This is a genomic window from Ideonella sp. (assembly GCF_041287625.1).
Taxonomy (GTDB): Bacteria; Pseudomonadota; Gammaproteobacteria; order Burkholderiales; family Burkholderiaceae_C; genus Ideonella.
Map to the genome: position 1 here is coordinate 1 of NZ_JBGGNH010000020.1, position 15,580 is coordinate 15,580.

The 15,580-nt window shown below is 66.7% G+C and carries 15 protein-coding genes; 3 read left to right on the forward strand and 12 right to left on the reverse strand.

Translation table 11 applies throughout. From position 1 onward, the window contains the following. The 3 genes from ACAH41_RS07815 to ACAH41_RS07825 all read right to left on the reverse strand — a co-directional run. On the reverse strand, window positions 1–1,895 hold a 1,895-nt coding region (locus ACAH41_RS07815; RefSeq protein ID WP_370538243.1), incomplete at its 3' end, for an efflux RND transporter permease subunit. Then, window positions 1,892–3,028: an efflux RND transporter periplasmic adaptor subunit gene (locus tag ACAH41_RS07820; protein WP_325649793.1), complete on the reverse strand. Its 1,137-nt coding sequence runs from the start codon at window positions 3,026–3,028 to the stop codon at window positions 1,892–1,894. The genes ACAH41_RS07815 and ACAH41_RS07820, both read right to left, overlap by 4 nt. Window positions 3,029–3,045: 17 nt before the next feature. After that, complete coding sequence (locus tag ACAH41_RS07825) at window positions 3,046–4,521, reverse strand: efflux transporter outer membrane subunit (protein ID WP_325649794.1); 1,476 nt, start codon at window positions 4,519–4,521, stop codon at window positions 3,046–3,048. A 78-nt stretch (window positions 4,522–4,599) separates the two neighbouring features. On the opposite strand from ACAH41_RS07825, the gene ACAH41_RS07830 reads away from it, so the two are divergent. After that, window positions 4,600–5,256 carry a TetR/AcrR family transcriptional regulator gene (locus ACAH41_RS07830; protein WP_325649795.1) on the forward strand — a complete coding sequence of 219 codons (657 nt, stop codon included), beginning with the start codon at window positions 4,600–4,602 and terminating at the stop codon, window positions 5,254–5,256. Window positions 5,257–5,481: 225 nt separating this feature from the next. On the opposite strand, the gene ACAH41_RS07835 is transcribed toward ACAH41_RS07830, so the two are convergent. From ACAH41_RS07835 to ACAH41_RS07865, 7 genes are all read right to left on the reverse strand, one after another. Next, the gene (locus ACAH41_RS07835; protein WP_325649796.1) at window positions 5,482–6,387 is read right to left on the reverse strand and encodes a CopD family protein; all 906 of its coding nucleotides are present in this window, start codon (window positions 6,385–6,387) and stop codon (window positions 5,482–5,484) included. Then, on the reverse strand, window positions 6,384–6,749 hold the full coding sequence (gene copC / locus ACAH41_RS07840) for a copper homeostasis periplasmic binding protein CopC (RefSeq protein WP_325649797.1): 366 nt from the start codon (window positions 6,747–6,749) through the stop codon (window positions 6,384–6,386). The genes ACAH41_RS07835 and copC overlap by 4 nt, the downstream gene beginning before the upstream one ends. Window positions 6,750–6,785: 36 nt before the next feature. After that, window positions 6,786–7,115 carry a copper-binding protein gene (locus ACAH41_RS07845; RefSeq protein WP_325649798.1) on the reverse strand — a complete coding sequence of 110 codons (330 nt, stop codon included), beginning with the start codon at window positions 7,113–7,115 and terminating at the stop codon, window positions 6,786–6,788. Window positions 7,116–7,146: 31 nt separating this feature from the next. Further along, the gene (locus ACAH41_RS07850; RefSeq protein ID WP_325649799.1) at window positions 7,147–8,544 is read right to left on the reverse strand and encodes a copper oxidase; all 1,398 of its coding nucleotides are present in this window, start codon (window positions 8,542–8,544) and stop codon (window positions 7,147–7,149) included. Window positions 8,545–8,555: 11 nt separating this feature from the next. Then, window positions 8,556–9,953 (reverse strand): TolC family protein, encoded by a 1,398-nt coding sequence (locus ACAH41_RS07855; protein ID WP_325649801.1) that lies wholly within the window; start codon window positions 9,951–9,953, stop codon window positions 8,556–8,558. Next, window positions 9,950–10,300, reverse strand: coding sequence for a hypothetical protein (locus ACAH41_RS07860; RefSeq protein ID WP_325649802.1), 351 nt, complete (start codon window positions 10,298–10,300; stop codon window positions 9,950–9,952). Before ACAH41_RS07860 ends, ACAH41_RS07855 begins: the two co-directional genes overlap by 4 nt. Before the next feature lie 114 nt (window positions 10,301–10,414). Further along, window positions 10,415–10,828 carry a DUF2946 family protein gene (locus ACAH41_RS07865; protein ID WP_325649803.1) on the reverse strand — a complete coding sequence of 138 codons (414 nt, stop codon included), beginning with the start codon at window positions 10,826–10,828 and terminating at the stop codon, window positions 10,415–10,417. Between the two features lie 397 nt (window positions 10,829–11,225). Here ACAH41_RS07865 and ACAH41_RS07870 point away from each other — a divergent pair, with 397 nt between their 5' ends. Both ACAH41_RS07870 and ACAH41_RS07875 read left to right on the forward strand, forming a co-directional pair. Continuing rightward, on the forward strand, window positions 11,226–13,445 hold the full coding sequence (locus tag ACAH41_RS07870; RefSeq protein ID WP_370538248.1) for a copper-translocating P-type ATPase: 2,220 nt from the start codon (window positions 11,226–11,228) through the stop codon (window positions 13,443–13,445). A 146-nt stretch (window positions 13,446–13,591) separates the two neighbouring features. Continuing rightward, window positions 13,592–14,242, forward strand: a complete 651-nt coding sequence (locus ACAH41_RS07875; protein ID WP_325649804.1) for a TetR/AcrR family transcriptional regulator — start codon at window positions 13,592–13,594, stop codon at window positions 14,240–14,242. Window positions 14,243–14,405: 163 nt separating this feature from the next. Here ACAH41_RS07875 and ACAH41_RS07880 read toward each other — a convergent pair whose 3' ends face one another. Continuing rightward, entirely contained in the window at window positions 14,406–14,984 is a 579-nt protein-coding gene (locus ACAH41_RS07880; protein WP_325649805.1) for a DUF4337 domain-containing protein, read from the reverse strand. A gap of 3 nt (window positions 14,985–14,987) precedes the next feature. After that, the gene (locus tag ACAH41_RS07885; protein WP_325649806.1) at window positions 14,988–15,503 is read right to left on the reverse strand and encodes a dihydrofolate reductase; all 516 of its coding nucleotides are present in this window, start codon (window positions 15,501–15,503) and stop codon (window positions 14,988–14,990) included. Between the last annotated feature and the right edge of the window lie 77 nt (window positions 15,504–15,580).

Sequence of the window (15,580 nt, forward strand, 5' to 3'; positions counted from 1 at the left end):
CGTTCGCGCTGTTCAATGCCCGCCGTCTTGATGACGAACTGCGCGAAGCCTGGATTGGGCAGTTCCGGCTGGATCGACAGATAGAAGCGCGGCGTGCCGGCGCCGGTGTAGGCGGTGAAGAACTCGATGTCCGCGTCCTTCGCCAGCTGCGCTTCCAGCAGCTTCACCTGGCGCTCAGTCGCGGCGAAAGACGCGCCCTCGCGAAGCCGCAGGTCCACCAGCAGTTCCGGCCGCGATGCGGTGGGGAAGAACTGCTGCTGCACCGTCAGCATGCCGGCTCCGGCGATGGCGAAGATCAGCACCGTGGCGCCAAGCACCCAGGCCCGGCGCTGCACCGCCCAGTCGATGACGGCACGCAGCCGGTGGTAGACCGGCCGGTCGTAGACGTCGTGGTGTGTGCCCGCGGCCAAGTTCTTCGGCAGCAGCAACACGCCCAGGTACGGCGTGAAGATCACGGCCACCAGCCACGACAGGATCAGCGCCACCCCGACGACCCAGAAGATGCCGCCCGCGTACTGGCCCGCGATCGACTTGGCGAAGCCCACCGGCATGAAGCCGGCGGCGGTGACCAGCGTGCCGGTCAGCATCGGGAACGCCGTGGACGTGTAGGCGTAGGTGGCCGCATGCAGCCGGTCCCAGCCCTCCTCGAGCTTCACCACCATCATCTCCACCGCGATGATGGCGTCGTCCACCAACAAACCCAGCGCGATGATCAGTGCGCCCAGCGAGATGCGGTCCAGCGCCCAGCCGGCCGCTTGCATGACGGCCGCCACCAGCCCGAGCACCAGCGGCACCGAAGCGGCCACCACGATGCCGGTGCGCCAGCCCAGGAACAGGAAGGACACCGCCAGCACGATGGCCAACGCCTCCAGGAACGAGCGCTCGAATTCCCAGACCGACTCTTCCACCACGCGAGGCTGGTCGGCGTACTGCTGGATCTCGACGCCCGCCGGCAGCTCCTGCCGTACCTGCGCAAGTCTTTGCTCGAGCGCGTGCCCGAAGTCGAGCACGTTGCCATTGGCCTGCATCGTCACGCCGATGGCCAGCACCGGCACGCCGTTGTGGCGGATGGTCATGCTGGGCGGGTCCTCATAGCCGGTGCGCACGGTGGCGATGTCGGCCAGCCGCAGCAAGCGGCCTCCCACTTCCAGCGTCACGTTGGAAACGTCCGCAACGCTGCGCAGCCCGCCGTCCACGCGCACCTGCACGCGGTCGTGCGTGGCATCGGCTGAGCCGGCCGGGGCCACCAGGTTCTGGCGCGACAGCGCCTCGAACACCGCCGTCGCCGGAATGCCGAGCGCGGCCAGCCGCCGGGTGGACAGCTCCACGTACACGCGTTCGGCCTGCTTGCCCAGAACGTCGACCTTGCCGACACCCTGCACGGCCTGGATGCGCCGCTTCACGTCTTCGGTGACCGTCAGCAGTTCGGCCATCGACAGCTCGGGCGCGCTCAACGCGTAGAGCACGCTGTAGCGGTCGTTGTACTCGTCGTTGAAGAAGGGCCCGCGCACGCCCTCAGGGAACTCCTGCCGCACGTCGCCGATCTTCTTGCGCACCTGGTACCAGGCGTTCTCGAGGTCGGCCTTGGTGCTGCCACCCTTCATCCACAGCGTGATGCCGCCGTAGCCCTGGCGCGAGAAGCTGCGCACGTATTCGAAGTGATCGAGTTCCTGCAGCCGGCGCTCGATGCGGTTGAGCACCTGGTCCTGCACGTCCTGCGCGGTGGCGCCGGGCCACACGACGATGGCCGTCATCTGCGGCACGTCGAAATTGGGGTCCTCCAGACGACCCAGCCGGCTGAACGACATGACGCCAACGATGAGCGTCGCGATGATCAGGAACAGCACCATCGGCTGGTGCGTGACGGCCCATTCCGAGAGATTGAAGCGTTTCATGACTGCACCTGTGAGCTGCTCTTGGCGACGGGCGCCGGAGCGGTTTCGGGTGCACGTTCGACGGCCCGTACCTTGATGCCGGCGTCGAGCTTCTGGGCACCGACGCTGACGACCCGGCTGCCGGTGGCCAGGCCGGTGACGCGCACCGACGCGTCGTCCATGCCGACCACCTGCACCGGCTGGAACGCGATGCTGGAGCCCTTGGCGTCCAGCACCCAGACGCCTGCGGAGCCGCTGGCCTTCACCAGCGCCGTGACCGGCAGCGCGGCAGTGGCCGCGCCCGAGCTCGCGTCGGACAGGTTCAGCTGCATGGTGCTGCCCAGTGGCAGCGCCGCGACCAGCGCGCGCGATTCGGGGGCCGCGGCGTAACGCACGCGGAAGGTCCGGCCCTGCGCGCTGGCCAGGGGCGACAGTTCGCGCAGCACCAGCCGCAGCGGCGCCTTTGCGTCTTGCGCCGTGCCCTGCCAAGGCGTGGCCGCGGCAGTGAGGGTGCGCGCCCGGCCCACCCATTCCTCGGGCAGGTCGGCGACGATCTCGCGTTCCCCGTCACGGGCCAGCGAGAGCACGGGCTGGCCTTCGGTGACCACCTGGCCGCGCTCGAAGTGCAGCGCAGTCACCACGCCGGCATAGGGCGCGACCAGCGTGGAATAGCCTTCGCGGTTGCGCGCCAGGTCGAACTGGCGGCGGGCCTGGTCCAGGCGGGCCGCAGCCGCATCGGCACGCGCCTTCTGGCGCTCATGGTCGGCAGCGCCCACCGATCCGTCGGCAAGCAGGCGGCGCATGCGGGCCTCGTCGGACGCGGCCTGTTGGGCATCCACCGAAGCGGCCTGCACCTGATCGGCAGCGGCCCTCGCGGCCAGCTGATAGTCGGCCGGGTCGAGGCGAGCGAGCGGCTGGCCGGCCTTCACCACATCACCGACCTCGATCAATCGGTCGACCACTTTGCCGCCGGCGCGAAAACCCAGGTCCGTCTCAACACGCGCTCGAACCACGGAGGTGAAGGTGCGCGTCTGCGCAGACACCGATTGCGTCACCGTGGTCACGAAGACCGGCTTGACGACGGCTGCCGGAGCGCTGGGCTGGCTGCAGGCGGCCAACAGCACGCTGGCGGCGGCAATGACCGTGAGAGTCATTGATGGAGATATCTTGTTCATTGGGGCGTCCTTGCAAGAGAAGTCGTGACGGCACCGGCCGGCGCAAAGCCGCCGCCGAGTGCCTTGTAGAGTTGGACGTCGGCCAGCACCTGCTGAAGGCGGCTGTCCGACAGGGCGAGTTCGCTGGCCAGCACCGAGCGCTGCACGTCCAGCAACACCAGCAGGTCGATCTGGCCTTCGCGCTGTAGCGACTGGGCACGTTGCAGCGAGCGGCGACGGTGGTCGACGGTGCGGCTCAGTGCGGCCGCGCGCTCGGCCTCTTCGGTGCGCACGAGCAGGCTGCTCTCCACTTCCTGCACGGCCACCAGCACCGCCTTCTGCCAGGCCAGCAGCGCCTCATCGGCCCGCGCCGACTGCACGCGGATGCCGGCGTCGATGCGACCGGCATTGAAGATCGGCGCGGCAAACGCCAGCGCGACATTCGAGAAATGCACCGGCGCAAGATCCAGCGCATTCAGCCGCAGGTCTTCACGGCCGAACAGGGCGCTCAGGAACAGCTTGGGCCACCACTGCGCGCGCGCCTCGGCGCCGCGCAGCGTCTCGGCCGCAACGCGCGCCTCCGCGGCGATCAGGTCGGGTCGGCGCCGCAGCAGATCGCTGGGCTGACCGGTCCCGATGTCACGCGCGGTGGGCCACACGAACGCCGCACTGTCGTCGACGATGCGTGACGATGGGTTGCGGCCCAGCAGCACGGCCAGCCGGGTCTGCGAGACGCCGGCCAGCATCCGCAGTGGAGGCACCTGCGCGTCGAGCGCTTCCGCTTCGGCGCCTGCGCGGTCGAGGTCGAAGGCACTGGCCTCGCCTTCGCGCTGGCGGCTGCCCACGCGGTTGGCCGTCTCGCGCTGGGTGGCGGCCAGGGCCTGCACGATGCGCAGCTGCTCTTCAGCGCTGCGCAGCACGAAGTACTGCCGCGCCACCTCGCTGGCCACCAGCAAGCGCGCGCCGTCCACGCCCGCAGTGGCAGCCGCAGCATCGGCCTGCGCCGCATCGCGCGCAGCGCGCACACCGCCGGCGAGGTCGATCTCCCACGCCACGTCGACGCCCACACGAAGCGCGCGCGTGTCAGGCTGCCCCTGCTTGACCGGCTCGGGCAGACCGCTTTCGCTGCGCGAGGCCGACCCCTGCAAACCCACCGTGGGCCACAGGCGAGAACCTTGGGCATCGCTGCCTGCGCGCGCCTGGGCGACGCGTTGCAGGGCGATGGCCACGTCCTGGTTGGCGGCCAGGGCCTCGTCGATCAGCGCTGTCAGCACCGGGTCGCCATAGCCGGCCCACCAGGCACCGTCGGGAGTCTGGGCGGCACCGGCCGCCGGCACCCCGTGCGCGAAGGCAGTGGTCAGTGGCACCGACGGCGACGGAGGCTGCACGGGCGCTACCGAGCAGGCCGACAGGAGCACCAGCGCCGCCAACGCCACGGGGCGGATCGCCCAGGCGCCGGGGTCGAGGAGGCTGCGATGCGGAGGGGGCGTCATGATGTGATTCATTTGATGGACGGTTGAGTCCAGTAAATGTACCCGACAGATAATGTACTTTCAAGTACATTAAATTAGATGCCCAAGAACGAAACCGAAAACGATGCCGCACCGACGCCGCGCCGCGGCAGGCCGCGCGATCCTGTGCGCTACCGCCGCATGCTGGACGCGGCGCGCAGGCACTTCTATGCGCATGGCCCGAAGCGGGCCAGCATGGGCGCGATCGCCGCCGACGCCGGTGTCTCGAAGATGACCATCTACAGCCACTTCGGCTCCAAGGACGGGCTCTTTGAGGCAGAGGTACGGGACCGCACAGAGCGCGTGGTGGGCGGCCTCTCAGGTGCCCAAGCGCTGGACGCGAAGCAGCCCCAGAAAGCGCTGCTGGCCGTTGGAGAGCAGTTCCTGGCGTTGGCGAGCGAGGAACAGGTGCTGGGCCAGTTTCGCTCGCTCTATGCCGCTGCGGGCTCACAGCCCACGGCGTGCCGGGCGTTCTACAGGCAGGGCGCCGACCGGCTGATCAACGACTTGGCGACCTATCTGCGCCGCGCAGGCGCGCAAGGCACGCTGAACATACAGCGCCCGCGTCAAGCCGCGGACATGTTCCTGTCAATGTTCCTTGGCGATGGCCACACCCGTGGGCTGCTGATGCTCGAAATGCCCGATGCGCGGGAAGACAGGGCGCTGCTGCACGAGGCTGTGCGGGTGTTCATGGCGGCCTATGCGAAGACACCTTGACCGAAGAGAGGCCACATTCCTGCGCGATGCCGATGCGCTTCATCGTCGTGTCGTCCGCGCCGGTCTTGAAGCGGCCGCGTCCGGTCGCCGGCAGCTCGCCGACCTCGAAGGCTTTGCCCGGATCGACCGCATGCTGGTGGCACTGCCACCAGCACCGCGACAGACGCGGTGGTCAGACGGGGCAGCCAGCGACACAGCACTGCAAGAACAGTGCAGGGCAACCGTTCACATCGCCGCCGGAGGCTGCTGTGAGGTCAGTACCGCCGCGGCGACCAGCGCACCCGCCAGCAGCACCGACTCCAGGCGCAAGATGGCAATGACCTTGGCGGAGGCGCTGTCATGCCGGATCAGGGCTGGAAAGCCTATGAGCTTGTTGTAGCCGCCCAGTGCTGCAGCAGCGCCAACGCACACCAGCTTCACGATCAGCGTCAGGCCGTATCCGGTGTCGACCAGGTGCATGGGCAAGCCCAGGCGCGCCCAGGCGTTGACCACGCCCGTCAACACGATGCCGCCCAACGCGGCCGTCGCCGCAAGCGAAAGGCTTTCCAGGTAGCGATGCAACACCGCGCTCGTCGGCGCGGACATCTGTGCCGCGGGCAGCACGCACCAGCCAGCAATCGCAACACCGCCGACCCACAGCGCGATCAGGACCAGGTGCAGCCACTCGATCGCCATCCCCAAGGTCAAGATCCCGCCTTCACCACCGTGGCTCACCGACGCGCGGGCCAGCGCGAACAGGCCCAGCAGGCCCAAGGCTGCCGCGCATTGGAAGACGGTCAGCGCTGACCGCCAGGCCATGAAGGACGCGCAGGCGAGGAACACGAACGCAACGACGCCAGCGCGACCGTAGGAGGTCTTTGCGAGCATCGTGGGCAGCATCGCGGCTGCCTCGGGGAGCGTGTGTCCCATCATGACGGCCGCCGCTGCCCACATGGCCAGGCCCTGGCCGACGAGCCCGAGCACTGCGGCGGACCGCTCCCACGCGCGCAGATGCACCAACAGGCCGTCCTGCGGCCGCGCGCCAGCCCTCAACAGCCACCAGCGCGCGAGCACACAGCCGACAAGTGCGCAAAGGCTGGCATTGACGGTCGCCGTCGAACCGATCTGCAGCAGCGTGGTCGCGTCCATCATTTGACGGCGAAGCTGAAGTTCCCTGTGCGCCGATGACCGTCCGGCCCGACCGCGACCCACTGCACGCTGTAGACACCGGGGCTCAAGGCGGGCAGGTCGACGCGCAATGTCGTCGCATCGCCCGTGTCGACGTGTGGCTTGGACACTGAGACCTCCTTGCCTGCGGCGTCCTTCAAGGTCACGGCGCTGAAGGATTCCTCGACTTTCTCGTTGAAGGTCAGCGCGATGCCTTTGGGCGCTGCCACGGTCGAGTCCGCCGCTGGGGCCGAGTTCTTCAGCGAGGCGTGCGCTTGGGCCAGCTGCGGCAGTGAGACTGCGCCCGCAACGGCAAGGACCAGGCCGAGCATGTTGAGCTTTTTCATGGATTCACCTTTGATTGGAGGGGGCACGGGAGGACGTTACTTGGCAACCTGCAGCGTGGTCACGGTGAGGGCCCCGCCGACTTTTTCGGCGACGAAGTGGATCTGGTCGCCAACCTTGACCTGGGTCAGCATGGCGGGATCCTTGACGCGAAACACCATCGTCATGGCCGGCATGCCGATGTTCTTCAGCTCGCCGTGCTTGATGGTCAGCTTGGCGTTGTCCTTGTCGATGTTCTTGATCTCGCCTTGAGACATCTCCGCATGCGCGGGCACCATCGGCTCGTCATGGGCAAAGCTGGGCGCCGAAATGGGTAGCAACGAGCCGGCAATGAGGGCGGCGGCGGTGAGCTTGAGCAGTGGCTTCATGGTCTTGCTTTCAGATTTGCAGGTAAAAAAATCATTGATGTCCGGAATGACCGGACGGCTTGCGCACGGTCATCTCGATGGGGGTCGACTTTCCTGTCGGCTGCATGAGCTGCCCTCCGGGGCCCTCATTGCGTTGGGTGGCGGGCACCTCGCCCTGCCATTCATGGGCCAGCGTGCCGGGCGGGTGCTGGTACCAGCCGGGGTCCCTGTGGTCGCCTGGCTTCTGCGCACCGCGAACCTTCATCACGGTGAACATGCCGCCCATTTCGACGCCGCCGAACGGACCTTCTCCGCCCATCATCGGCAGCGTGTTCTCGGGAATCGGCATCTCCATGCCACCCATGGACTGGCCCTTGTCGCCCATCGCCATGTAGTCGGGCACGAGCTGCGTGATCTTCTCGGCGACGCCGCGCTGATCCACGCCGATCATGGTCGGGACGTCGTGGCCCATCGCATTCATCGTGTGGTGCGACTTGTGGCAGTGGAGGGCCCAGTCGCCGGGCTCGTTGGCCACGAACTCGATCGCTCGCATCTGCCCGACCGCAACGTCGGTGGTGACCTCCGGCCAGCGGGCCTGCGGGCCCACCCATCCGCCGTCGGTGCCGGTCACCTCGAACTCGTGACCGTGCAGGTGGATGGGGTGGTTGGTCATCGTCAGGTTGCCGACCCGGATGCGCACCTTGTCGTCTTGCCGGACGACCAGCGGATCGATGCCGGGAAACGCGCGGCTGTTGAAGGTCCAGAGGTTGAAGTCCAACATCGTGTTGACGCGCGGCGTGAAGCTGCCGGGATCGATGTCGTAGGCGTTCAGCAGGAACACGAAGTCGCGATCGACGCGCATCGTGTTGATGTCCCGCGGGTGCGTGACCCAAAAACCCATCATGCCCATTGCCATCTGGGTCATCTCGTCGGCATGCGGGTGGTACATGAAGGTGCCGGCCCGGCGAGCGACGAACTCGTAGACGAAGGTCTTGCCTGGCGCGATGCCTGGCTGCGTCAGCCCGGTGACACCGTCCATGCCGTTGGGCAGGCGCTGGCCATGCCAATGGATGCTGGTGACCTCGGGCAAACGGTTCGTCACGAAGACGCGCACGCGGTCACCCTCGACCACTTCGATCGTGGGTCCCGGCGACTGGCCGTTGTAGCCCCACAGGTTGGCCTTCATGCCGGGGGCGATCTCTCGCACCACAGGCTCGGCAACCAGGTGGAACTCCTTGACGCCGTCCTTCATGCGCCACGGCAAAGACCAGCCATTGAGCGTGACGACAGGGTTGAACGGCCGCCCGCTGGACGGAGCTGATGGCGGCTGGGTCAACGGGCTGGTCTGGCTGACGGTCTCGGGCAGCGTTGCTGCGCCCAGTCGGCTGACGGCGGTGGCGCCCACGAACGTCGCGCCTGCTGCCTGGAAAAAAGTTCTGCGGTTGGTCATCATCGATTCCTTCAGTGGGCCCGCTGCTCATCGGCGGCCAACTTGCCGAGCGCGACGGACGCCGCCGGGCCCGGAGAGCGCCCAGTGAGCGCGCTTTGCAGATCGGTCTCGGCGATCCAGAAGTCGCGCAGCGACTCGACTGCACCGGTCACGCTGTTGACCTGATCCCGTGCATCTGCAAGCAGTTCGAAGACGCCTGTCAGCATTCCGTTGTAGCGAAGCATGTTTTCGTCCGACATGCGCTTGCGCAGCGGCACCACCTCGTCGCGGTAGTGCCTGGCCAGGTCGTAAGCGGTTCGATAGGCCGAGTACGACTCGCGAACCTCGGAGCGGGCGTTGGTGGCGACTTCAGCCGCTCGGTGCACCGACTGCATGTACGTCGCCTCCGCGCGCGCGGCACGCGTCGAGCCGAAGTCGAACAAGGGCAGTTCCAGCTCGATCTCGTAGCCGCCTTGGCGCGCCTCGCCGGTCTGGCGTTTTTCGGCGTAGCCGACTTCGAGCACATTGATGAAGCGCGTTGCCTTCGTCAGCCCGAGCGACTTCGCCGTGGCCTCCGCATCGCGCTTGGCCATCAAGACATCCAGGCGCTTGCGGACTGCGGTTTGCTCGGCATCCTGGGGTTCAAATGCCGAACCCGGCAGGTCCGGCAGCCGTTCGGGCAGTCTGAAGCCGAGGCTTTCGCCGGAGAGGCCCAGCGCGCGGGCCAGCCGCTCTCTTTGTGCAACCGCCTGATGGCGGGCACGCGCCAGGCTGGCCGTGGCGTCTGCGTAGAAGGATTGCTCGCGCATCTGCTGAAGCCTGCTGAGGTTGCCCGCCTGCAGCATGCGTCGCGCCAGTTCGCTCGATGCATCGGCCGCAAGCTTGACCCGCTCGGCGTAGATGACGAGCTCCTGAGCAGCCACAGCACCAAAAAACGCCTTGCGGGCCTCCGCCGCGACGCCGACTGCTTCGAAGGCGGCTCGGTATTGCGCTTGTTCGAACTGCCGTTGTGCCGCCTCGTTGGCGAGGGGCATCGTCAAGAGGCCCACCAGGTCGAACATCACCGAGCGGTCGATCTCGGTGACACGCCCGCCGGCGAGGCGCCCCAGGCTCAGCCGGGGATTGGCCAGGCGACCTGCACGCACCCGCTCTGCTTCAGCGATGCCCAACTCGGAGAAGCTGGCCTGGAGGCCACGGTTGTTCAGGAACGCGATCTCGATCGCGGCGTCGGCCGTCAGTGGCTGTTTGAGCAGCTCGCCTACGCGCACAGCGGCCGAATCGACATCGGACGCCGTCCGCTGGAAGCTGACGCCCTGTCCCGTGCGTTCCTTGGTCAGCTCGGAGACCTGGCCGGCGCCACCGTCAGACGAAAACGAGGCGCAGCCGGCCAGGGCCAGCGCTGCAGCGGCAGCAAGGGTGAACCGCATCATCGCGTGACTCCCTGCGGGTGATGGCCCCCGTGCGCTGCCGCCGGCACAGAAACCGAGGGCGCGGATGAAGGGGTTGCTGGTGAGGCCAGGGGCGGGGCCATCTGAGGCCTGGGAAGGTCGTCCTGGCCGCCCGCGGCGCGGTCATCCCACAGCGCGTTGTTGAGCGTGCGCCAATCGCCAGCCTTGATGTCTTGCCAGCGCGTGTAACCGGCGAACGCTGATGGGTGGTGCAGCGCCGGGGCCGAGGCTTTCGGGTCGGCGGGGTCGGGCGGTCTGGTCTGGGCGAGCGCGAGCAGCGGCAAGCCAAGCGCAAGCGCCAGCGCCAGCCCGGAGAGGGCGTTGTTCATGAATCGGATCCATCTGAGTGGACGGCTCGGCAATGCGAGCCGCAACACGCTCGGCACGACCGCAATGGCGGACGCGCGAGCCCCGTCAGGCCTCCCACAGAGGCCCAGGGTGGGTCAGATGGTTCGGGGGGGCCGCTCTTGGCCGCCAGAGAAGAAGCTGGGCGACGGCGCGGCGAACGAGTCGAACTTCACGGCTTTGAAGCCCTGCGGTTCAGCAAGCACCGGCATGGCACCAGCCAGGGGCGTGAGCGAACAGCACGCGGAACACATGTTGCACTTGTCCGAGCCGGCATGATGATGAGGCGGCTCGCCGTGGGCATGTCCAGCACCTGCCTGCGCGTCAGACGGACCGGCTTCGTGATGCATGTGGTGCGCCGTTCCCGTGCTCGCCTCCGGACCTTCTGCCATGCGGAGCTCGTTGTGCGAACCGGCTTCACTTGCCGAGCAAAGCATGGCAGCAGCCACCGCGCCTCGCAACGGAAGCAGCACAGCCAGCAGCAACAGGAAGCAGAGGCGAACGGTTTTCAACAGAGGCAAAGGAGTGCAGAAAGCGGAATGACTGCCCGGCCGCGGCACGGGCCGAAGTCAATGGAAATGAATGCTAAACCCTCTCACTGTGACAAGGTCAAGTGAACTCCCTCCTGGTGCCACGCCATTGCGCCTGGATCGGTCTGTGCCCCCGGCGACGTAGCAGCGAGCGGAGTGTGGCCATTGTTTGACCTTCCCACAGTGGAAACGTTGAAGGTACGCCCAACGAGAAGTTCGCCTTTGCCGCCCTGTCTGCCGTGCGGTTGCAGCAGGCGCGCGCATTGCCGCCGCAGAGATTCCCGGCAAACAGAGAGCATCCATGCCTTCTTCCTCTCCCGAGCATCCCGCGCCTCAGCGCACGACGTCCGCTGGCCAGGTGATGCCGGATGGGACGGCCATGGGCCACGCGGCGCATCACGGCCACACAGCGCAAGCAGCGGCCGATTCAGGCCGTTTCCCCAGCTCGGCGGTTGAGAAGGCAGTGGTGCACAGCCGCCCAGGGCCCGCGGTGTACACATGCCCGATGCACCCGCAGATCAGGCAGGCGGGTCCCGGCAGTTGTCCCATCTGCGGCATGAGTCTTGAACCCGTGCTTGCCGCGCCCGAACCGGGCCAAAGTCCTGAGCTGAAGGACATGACGCGCCGCCTCTGGCTTGGCACCGCGCTGACTGTTCCGGTGTTTGTCCTCGAAATGGGAGGACACCTGATGAACCTGAACCCCCTTCTTTCGCAGCCGTCTTCGAACTGGATTCAGTTGCTGCTGGGAACGCCTGTGGTGCTCTGGGCGGGGTGGCCGTTCTTTGTTCGCGCTGCAGCGTCGTTGAAGCACCGCAGTCTCAACATGTTCACCCTCATCGCCTTGGGCACGGGGGCGGCGTGGCTCTACAGCCTCATTGGAACGATTGCACCGCAGCTGTTCCCGGCGAGTCTGCGCATGGACGGCGGCGCGGTTGCGGTCTACTTCGAGGCCGCTGCCGTGATCACCGTTCTGGTCCTGCTTGGCCAGGTCCTCGAACTGCGTGCGCGCGAGAAGACGTCTGGTGCCATCAAGGCCCTGCTCGGGCTGACGCCGAAGACGGCCGTCAGGGTCGGGGCCACCGGAAGCGATGAAGCGGTCCAGGTGGACGCCATCAGGGTTGACGATTTGCTGCGGGTGCGGCCGGGCGAAAAAGTGCCTGTGGACGGCGAGATCACCGAGGGCAAAGGCAATGTCGACGAGTCCATGGTCACGGGCGAGCCGATGCCGGTGGCCAAAGCAGCCGGTTCTTCGGTAACGGCTGGCACGCTCAACCAGACCGGTGGGTTCGTCATGCGGGCAAAAAAGGTCGGGGCGGACACCTTGCTCGCGCAAATCGTGCACATGGTATCCACCGCTCAGCGCAGCCGTGCACCCATCCAGCGCATGGCCGACCAGGTCGCGGGCTGGTTTGTGCCTGCGGTGATCCTGGTGTCCGCACTGACATTTGCAGCCTGGATGGTGCGGGGGCCAACGCCGGCCTTCAGCTACGCGCTGATCACCGCAGTGGCTGTGTTGATCATTGCCTGCCCTTGTGCACTTGGCCTGGCCACGCCGATGTCCATCATGGTCGGCGTTGGCAAGGGCGCCCAGCACGGCGTGCTCATCCGCGACGCGGAAGCCCTGGAGAAGATGGAGAAAGTCGACACGCTGGTGGTCGACAAGACCGGCACCTTGACCGAGGGCCGGCCGCGGGTCGTCCACGTCGAGCCGGCGTCCGGCTTTTCTTCGGACCAGGTGCTGCAGAAGCTCGCCAGTGTCGAGCGAGCCAGCGAACATCCGCTGGCCATGGCCATCGTGACGGAGGCGAAGCATCGCCAGCTGCCGCTCTCGGCTGTCATTGACTTCGACTCACCCGTAGGGAAGGGCGTCACGGGCCTGGTCGATGGCCAGGTCATCGTGTCGGGCAGCGCCAAATTTCTCGCCGAGCACGCCGTGCAGACCTCCGGGCTCGACCTGTCAGCCGAAGCGCAACGCAAGAAGGCGGCCACAGTGATTTTCGTGGGGATCGACGGCAGGCTTGCGGGCTTCGTCGCGATTGCAGATCCGGTCAAGGCCACGACACCTCAAGCGCTTTTGGCACTCAAGGCGGCCGGTGTGCGTGTCGTGATGCTGACCGGCGACGGCAAGACCACTGCGGAGGTCGTCGGTCGCGAGCTGGGCATCGACGAGGTCATTGCCGACGTACTGCCGCAGGACAAGGCCGCGGCGGTCAAGCGCCTCCAATCCGAAGGTCGCATCGTTGCCATGGCGGGCGACGGCGTCAACGACGCGCCTGCGCTTGCCCAAGCCACGGTGGGAATCGCCATGGGCACCGGAACCGATGTGGCCATGGAAAGTGCCGGCATCACCTTGCTCAAGGGCGACCTGATGGGCATTGTGAAAGCCAGGTCATTGTCACAAGCGACCATGCGAAACATCCGCCAAAACCTGTTCCTGAGCTTTGCCTATAACGCTGCTGGCATTCCACTGGCGGCGGGCCTGCTGTACCCGTTCTTCGGGCTGCTGCTCTCACCCGAAGTCGCTGCCGCCGCAATGGCGCTTTCTTCGGTGAGTGTCATTGCGAACGCTTTGCGGCTGCGCACCGTCAAAGTGCAGTGAACTCCGGGAGGCTTGCGGAGCGCTCATGCAGACGAGACAGGAATGAGGATTGCTGCGAGCAGTTGGGGAGCCGCATTTGGTGAACTTGTTGGTTCCGCAAGTCTGGCGATATATATAATGTACTGATAAGTACACAAACATATTCAATGGCACAAAACGACGAACCCGCGCCGCCTCCCGCGCGTCGCGGTCGACCACGCGACCCCGAGCGTTACCGGCGCATCATGGAGGCAGCCCGCAGCCACTTCTTCGCCCATGGTCTGGAGCGTGCCAGCGTGGATGCCATCGCGGCGGAGGCGGGTGTCTCGAAGATGACCGTCTACAGCCATTTCGCATCGAAGGAAGGGCTGTTCGAAGCGGTGGTGCAGGACCGCACCGACCGTGTGATGGGCGGCTCTGCCGGTGTTGAAGCGCTGGACCCGCTGCAGCCGCGCAAAGCGCTGCTCGCGGTCGGCGAACAGTTCCTGGCACTGACGCGAGAAGAGGACGCCCTGGGCAAGTTTCGTTCGGTCTACGGCGCCGCGGGCGCGTATCCCGAAGCCTGCCAGGCGTTCTACCGGCAGGGAGCGGGCCGGCTGAACAACGAGCTCGCCGCGTACCTGCGACGCGCGAGCGACGCAGGAACAATGACAGTGAAAAACCCCCGCCTGGCGGCCGACCTGTTCCTGGCGATGTTCCTCGGAGACGGCCATATTCGCGGCCTGCTGATGCTGGAGATGCCCGACGCACGCGAGAACAAGGCGCTGTTGCGCGAAGCTGTGCGGGTCTTCATGGCGGCTTACGCAGCCCCGGGCTGAGCCGCCGTCGGCCCCGCGTATCGCCCCGACTCGGCGCTGGCCCATGTCAGCCCGGTGCAGTTCGAGGAAAACTGGCTGGTCCGTCGATCAAAGCAAGCCGGCGCGCAGTGCAGTCATGGGATACGGAATCCAGGGCCAAGGTCAGAATTTCCGGTGGGCTGCGTCAAAGGTGGAACCAGGCCGCGACGCCGATCACCACACCCAGTCCGCCGAGGCCGATGGTGGCGTATTCCAGCCAGCGCCGCCGGGTGAGCAGGGCGATGGCGGCCATCGCGATGGAGATTTGCAGCGCGGTGGTCGCCTGGGCCCAGCGGTGGTGCTGGTGCATCTGCGCTTCGGATTTTTCGTCGAATTCCCGGGACTCGGCCTCCAGCTTTTCGGCGGCCACCTTGATGTCTTCCTTCTCGTGCTGGTAGCGGGTGACCTGCTTTTCGTATTCGGGGCGCTTGACCTCGGGCACCAGCACCATCGCCAGTTCGGCCATGTTCTGCTTGCCGCTCTTGGCCTGGTAGAAGGCCCACTGGTTGGCGGCTTCGGTCTTGCGGATCGCAGCGTCGTTCTTGTACAGCCCGGCCGCGGCCTGGGTGGCGCCGCCCATGTAGGAAAAGATCGCGCCAACGGTGGCGAGGATGGCGGTGATGACGGCCAGCTGGCCGGCCATGCTGCCGGCGCCGCCGTGTTGCGCGGCATGTTCGAGTTCGTGGTCGTGGGGACCGTGCACGTGGAATCCGTCGCCGGACATGGGTCAGCTCCTCAGGGGGACATGTTGGTAGGTGACGAAATCGTAGGCCGGCTGGCCTTCAGCAGGCTGGCCGGCGATTCGGGCGATTTCGTGGAATTCCGTGCGGTCGAAGCGCGGAAAGAAGGCGTCGCCGTCGGCGTCCTGCTGCACTTCGGTCAGCAGCAGTTGGTCGGCACGCGGCAAGGCAAGTTGGTAGACCTGCGCGCCGCCGATCACAAAAGCCTGCGGTGCGGCCTGGACCCGCATCAGGGCATCGTGCAGGCTGGTGGCGCATTCCGCGCCTTCCAGTTCCAGGCCGGGCTGGCGTGACAGCACCACGTTGCGCCGGCCCGGCAGCGGACGAAAGCGCGGTGGCAGCGAGTCCCAGGTCTTGCGGCCCATGATGACCGGGCAGCCTTGGGTGACACGGCGGAAATGGGCCAGGTCCTCGGGCAACTGCCAGAGCAACTGGTTGTCTCGGCCAATGCAGCCATTGCGGGCCACGACGGCGATCAGGGTGACGAGGGTTCGGCGGATCATCGGCGGGCATTGTCGCCCTGCTGCGGGTGAGCACCCATTCGGCGCGCGGTTGATGCGCCTAGACTGCACTGCAACAT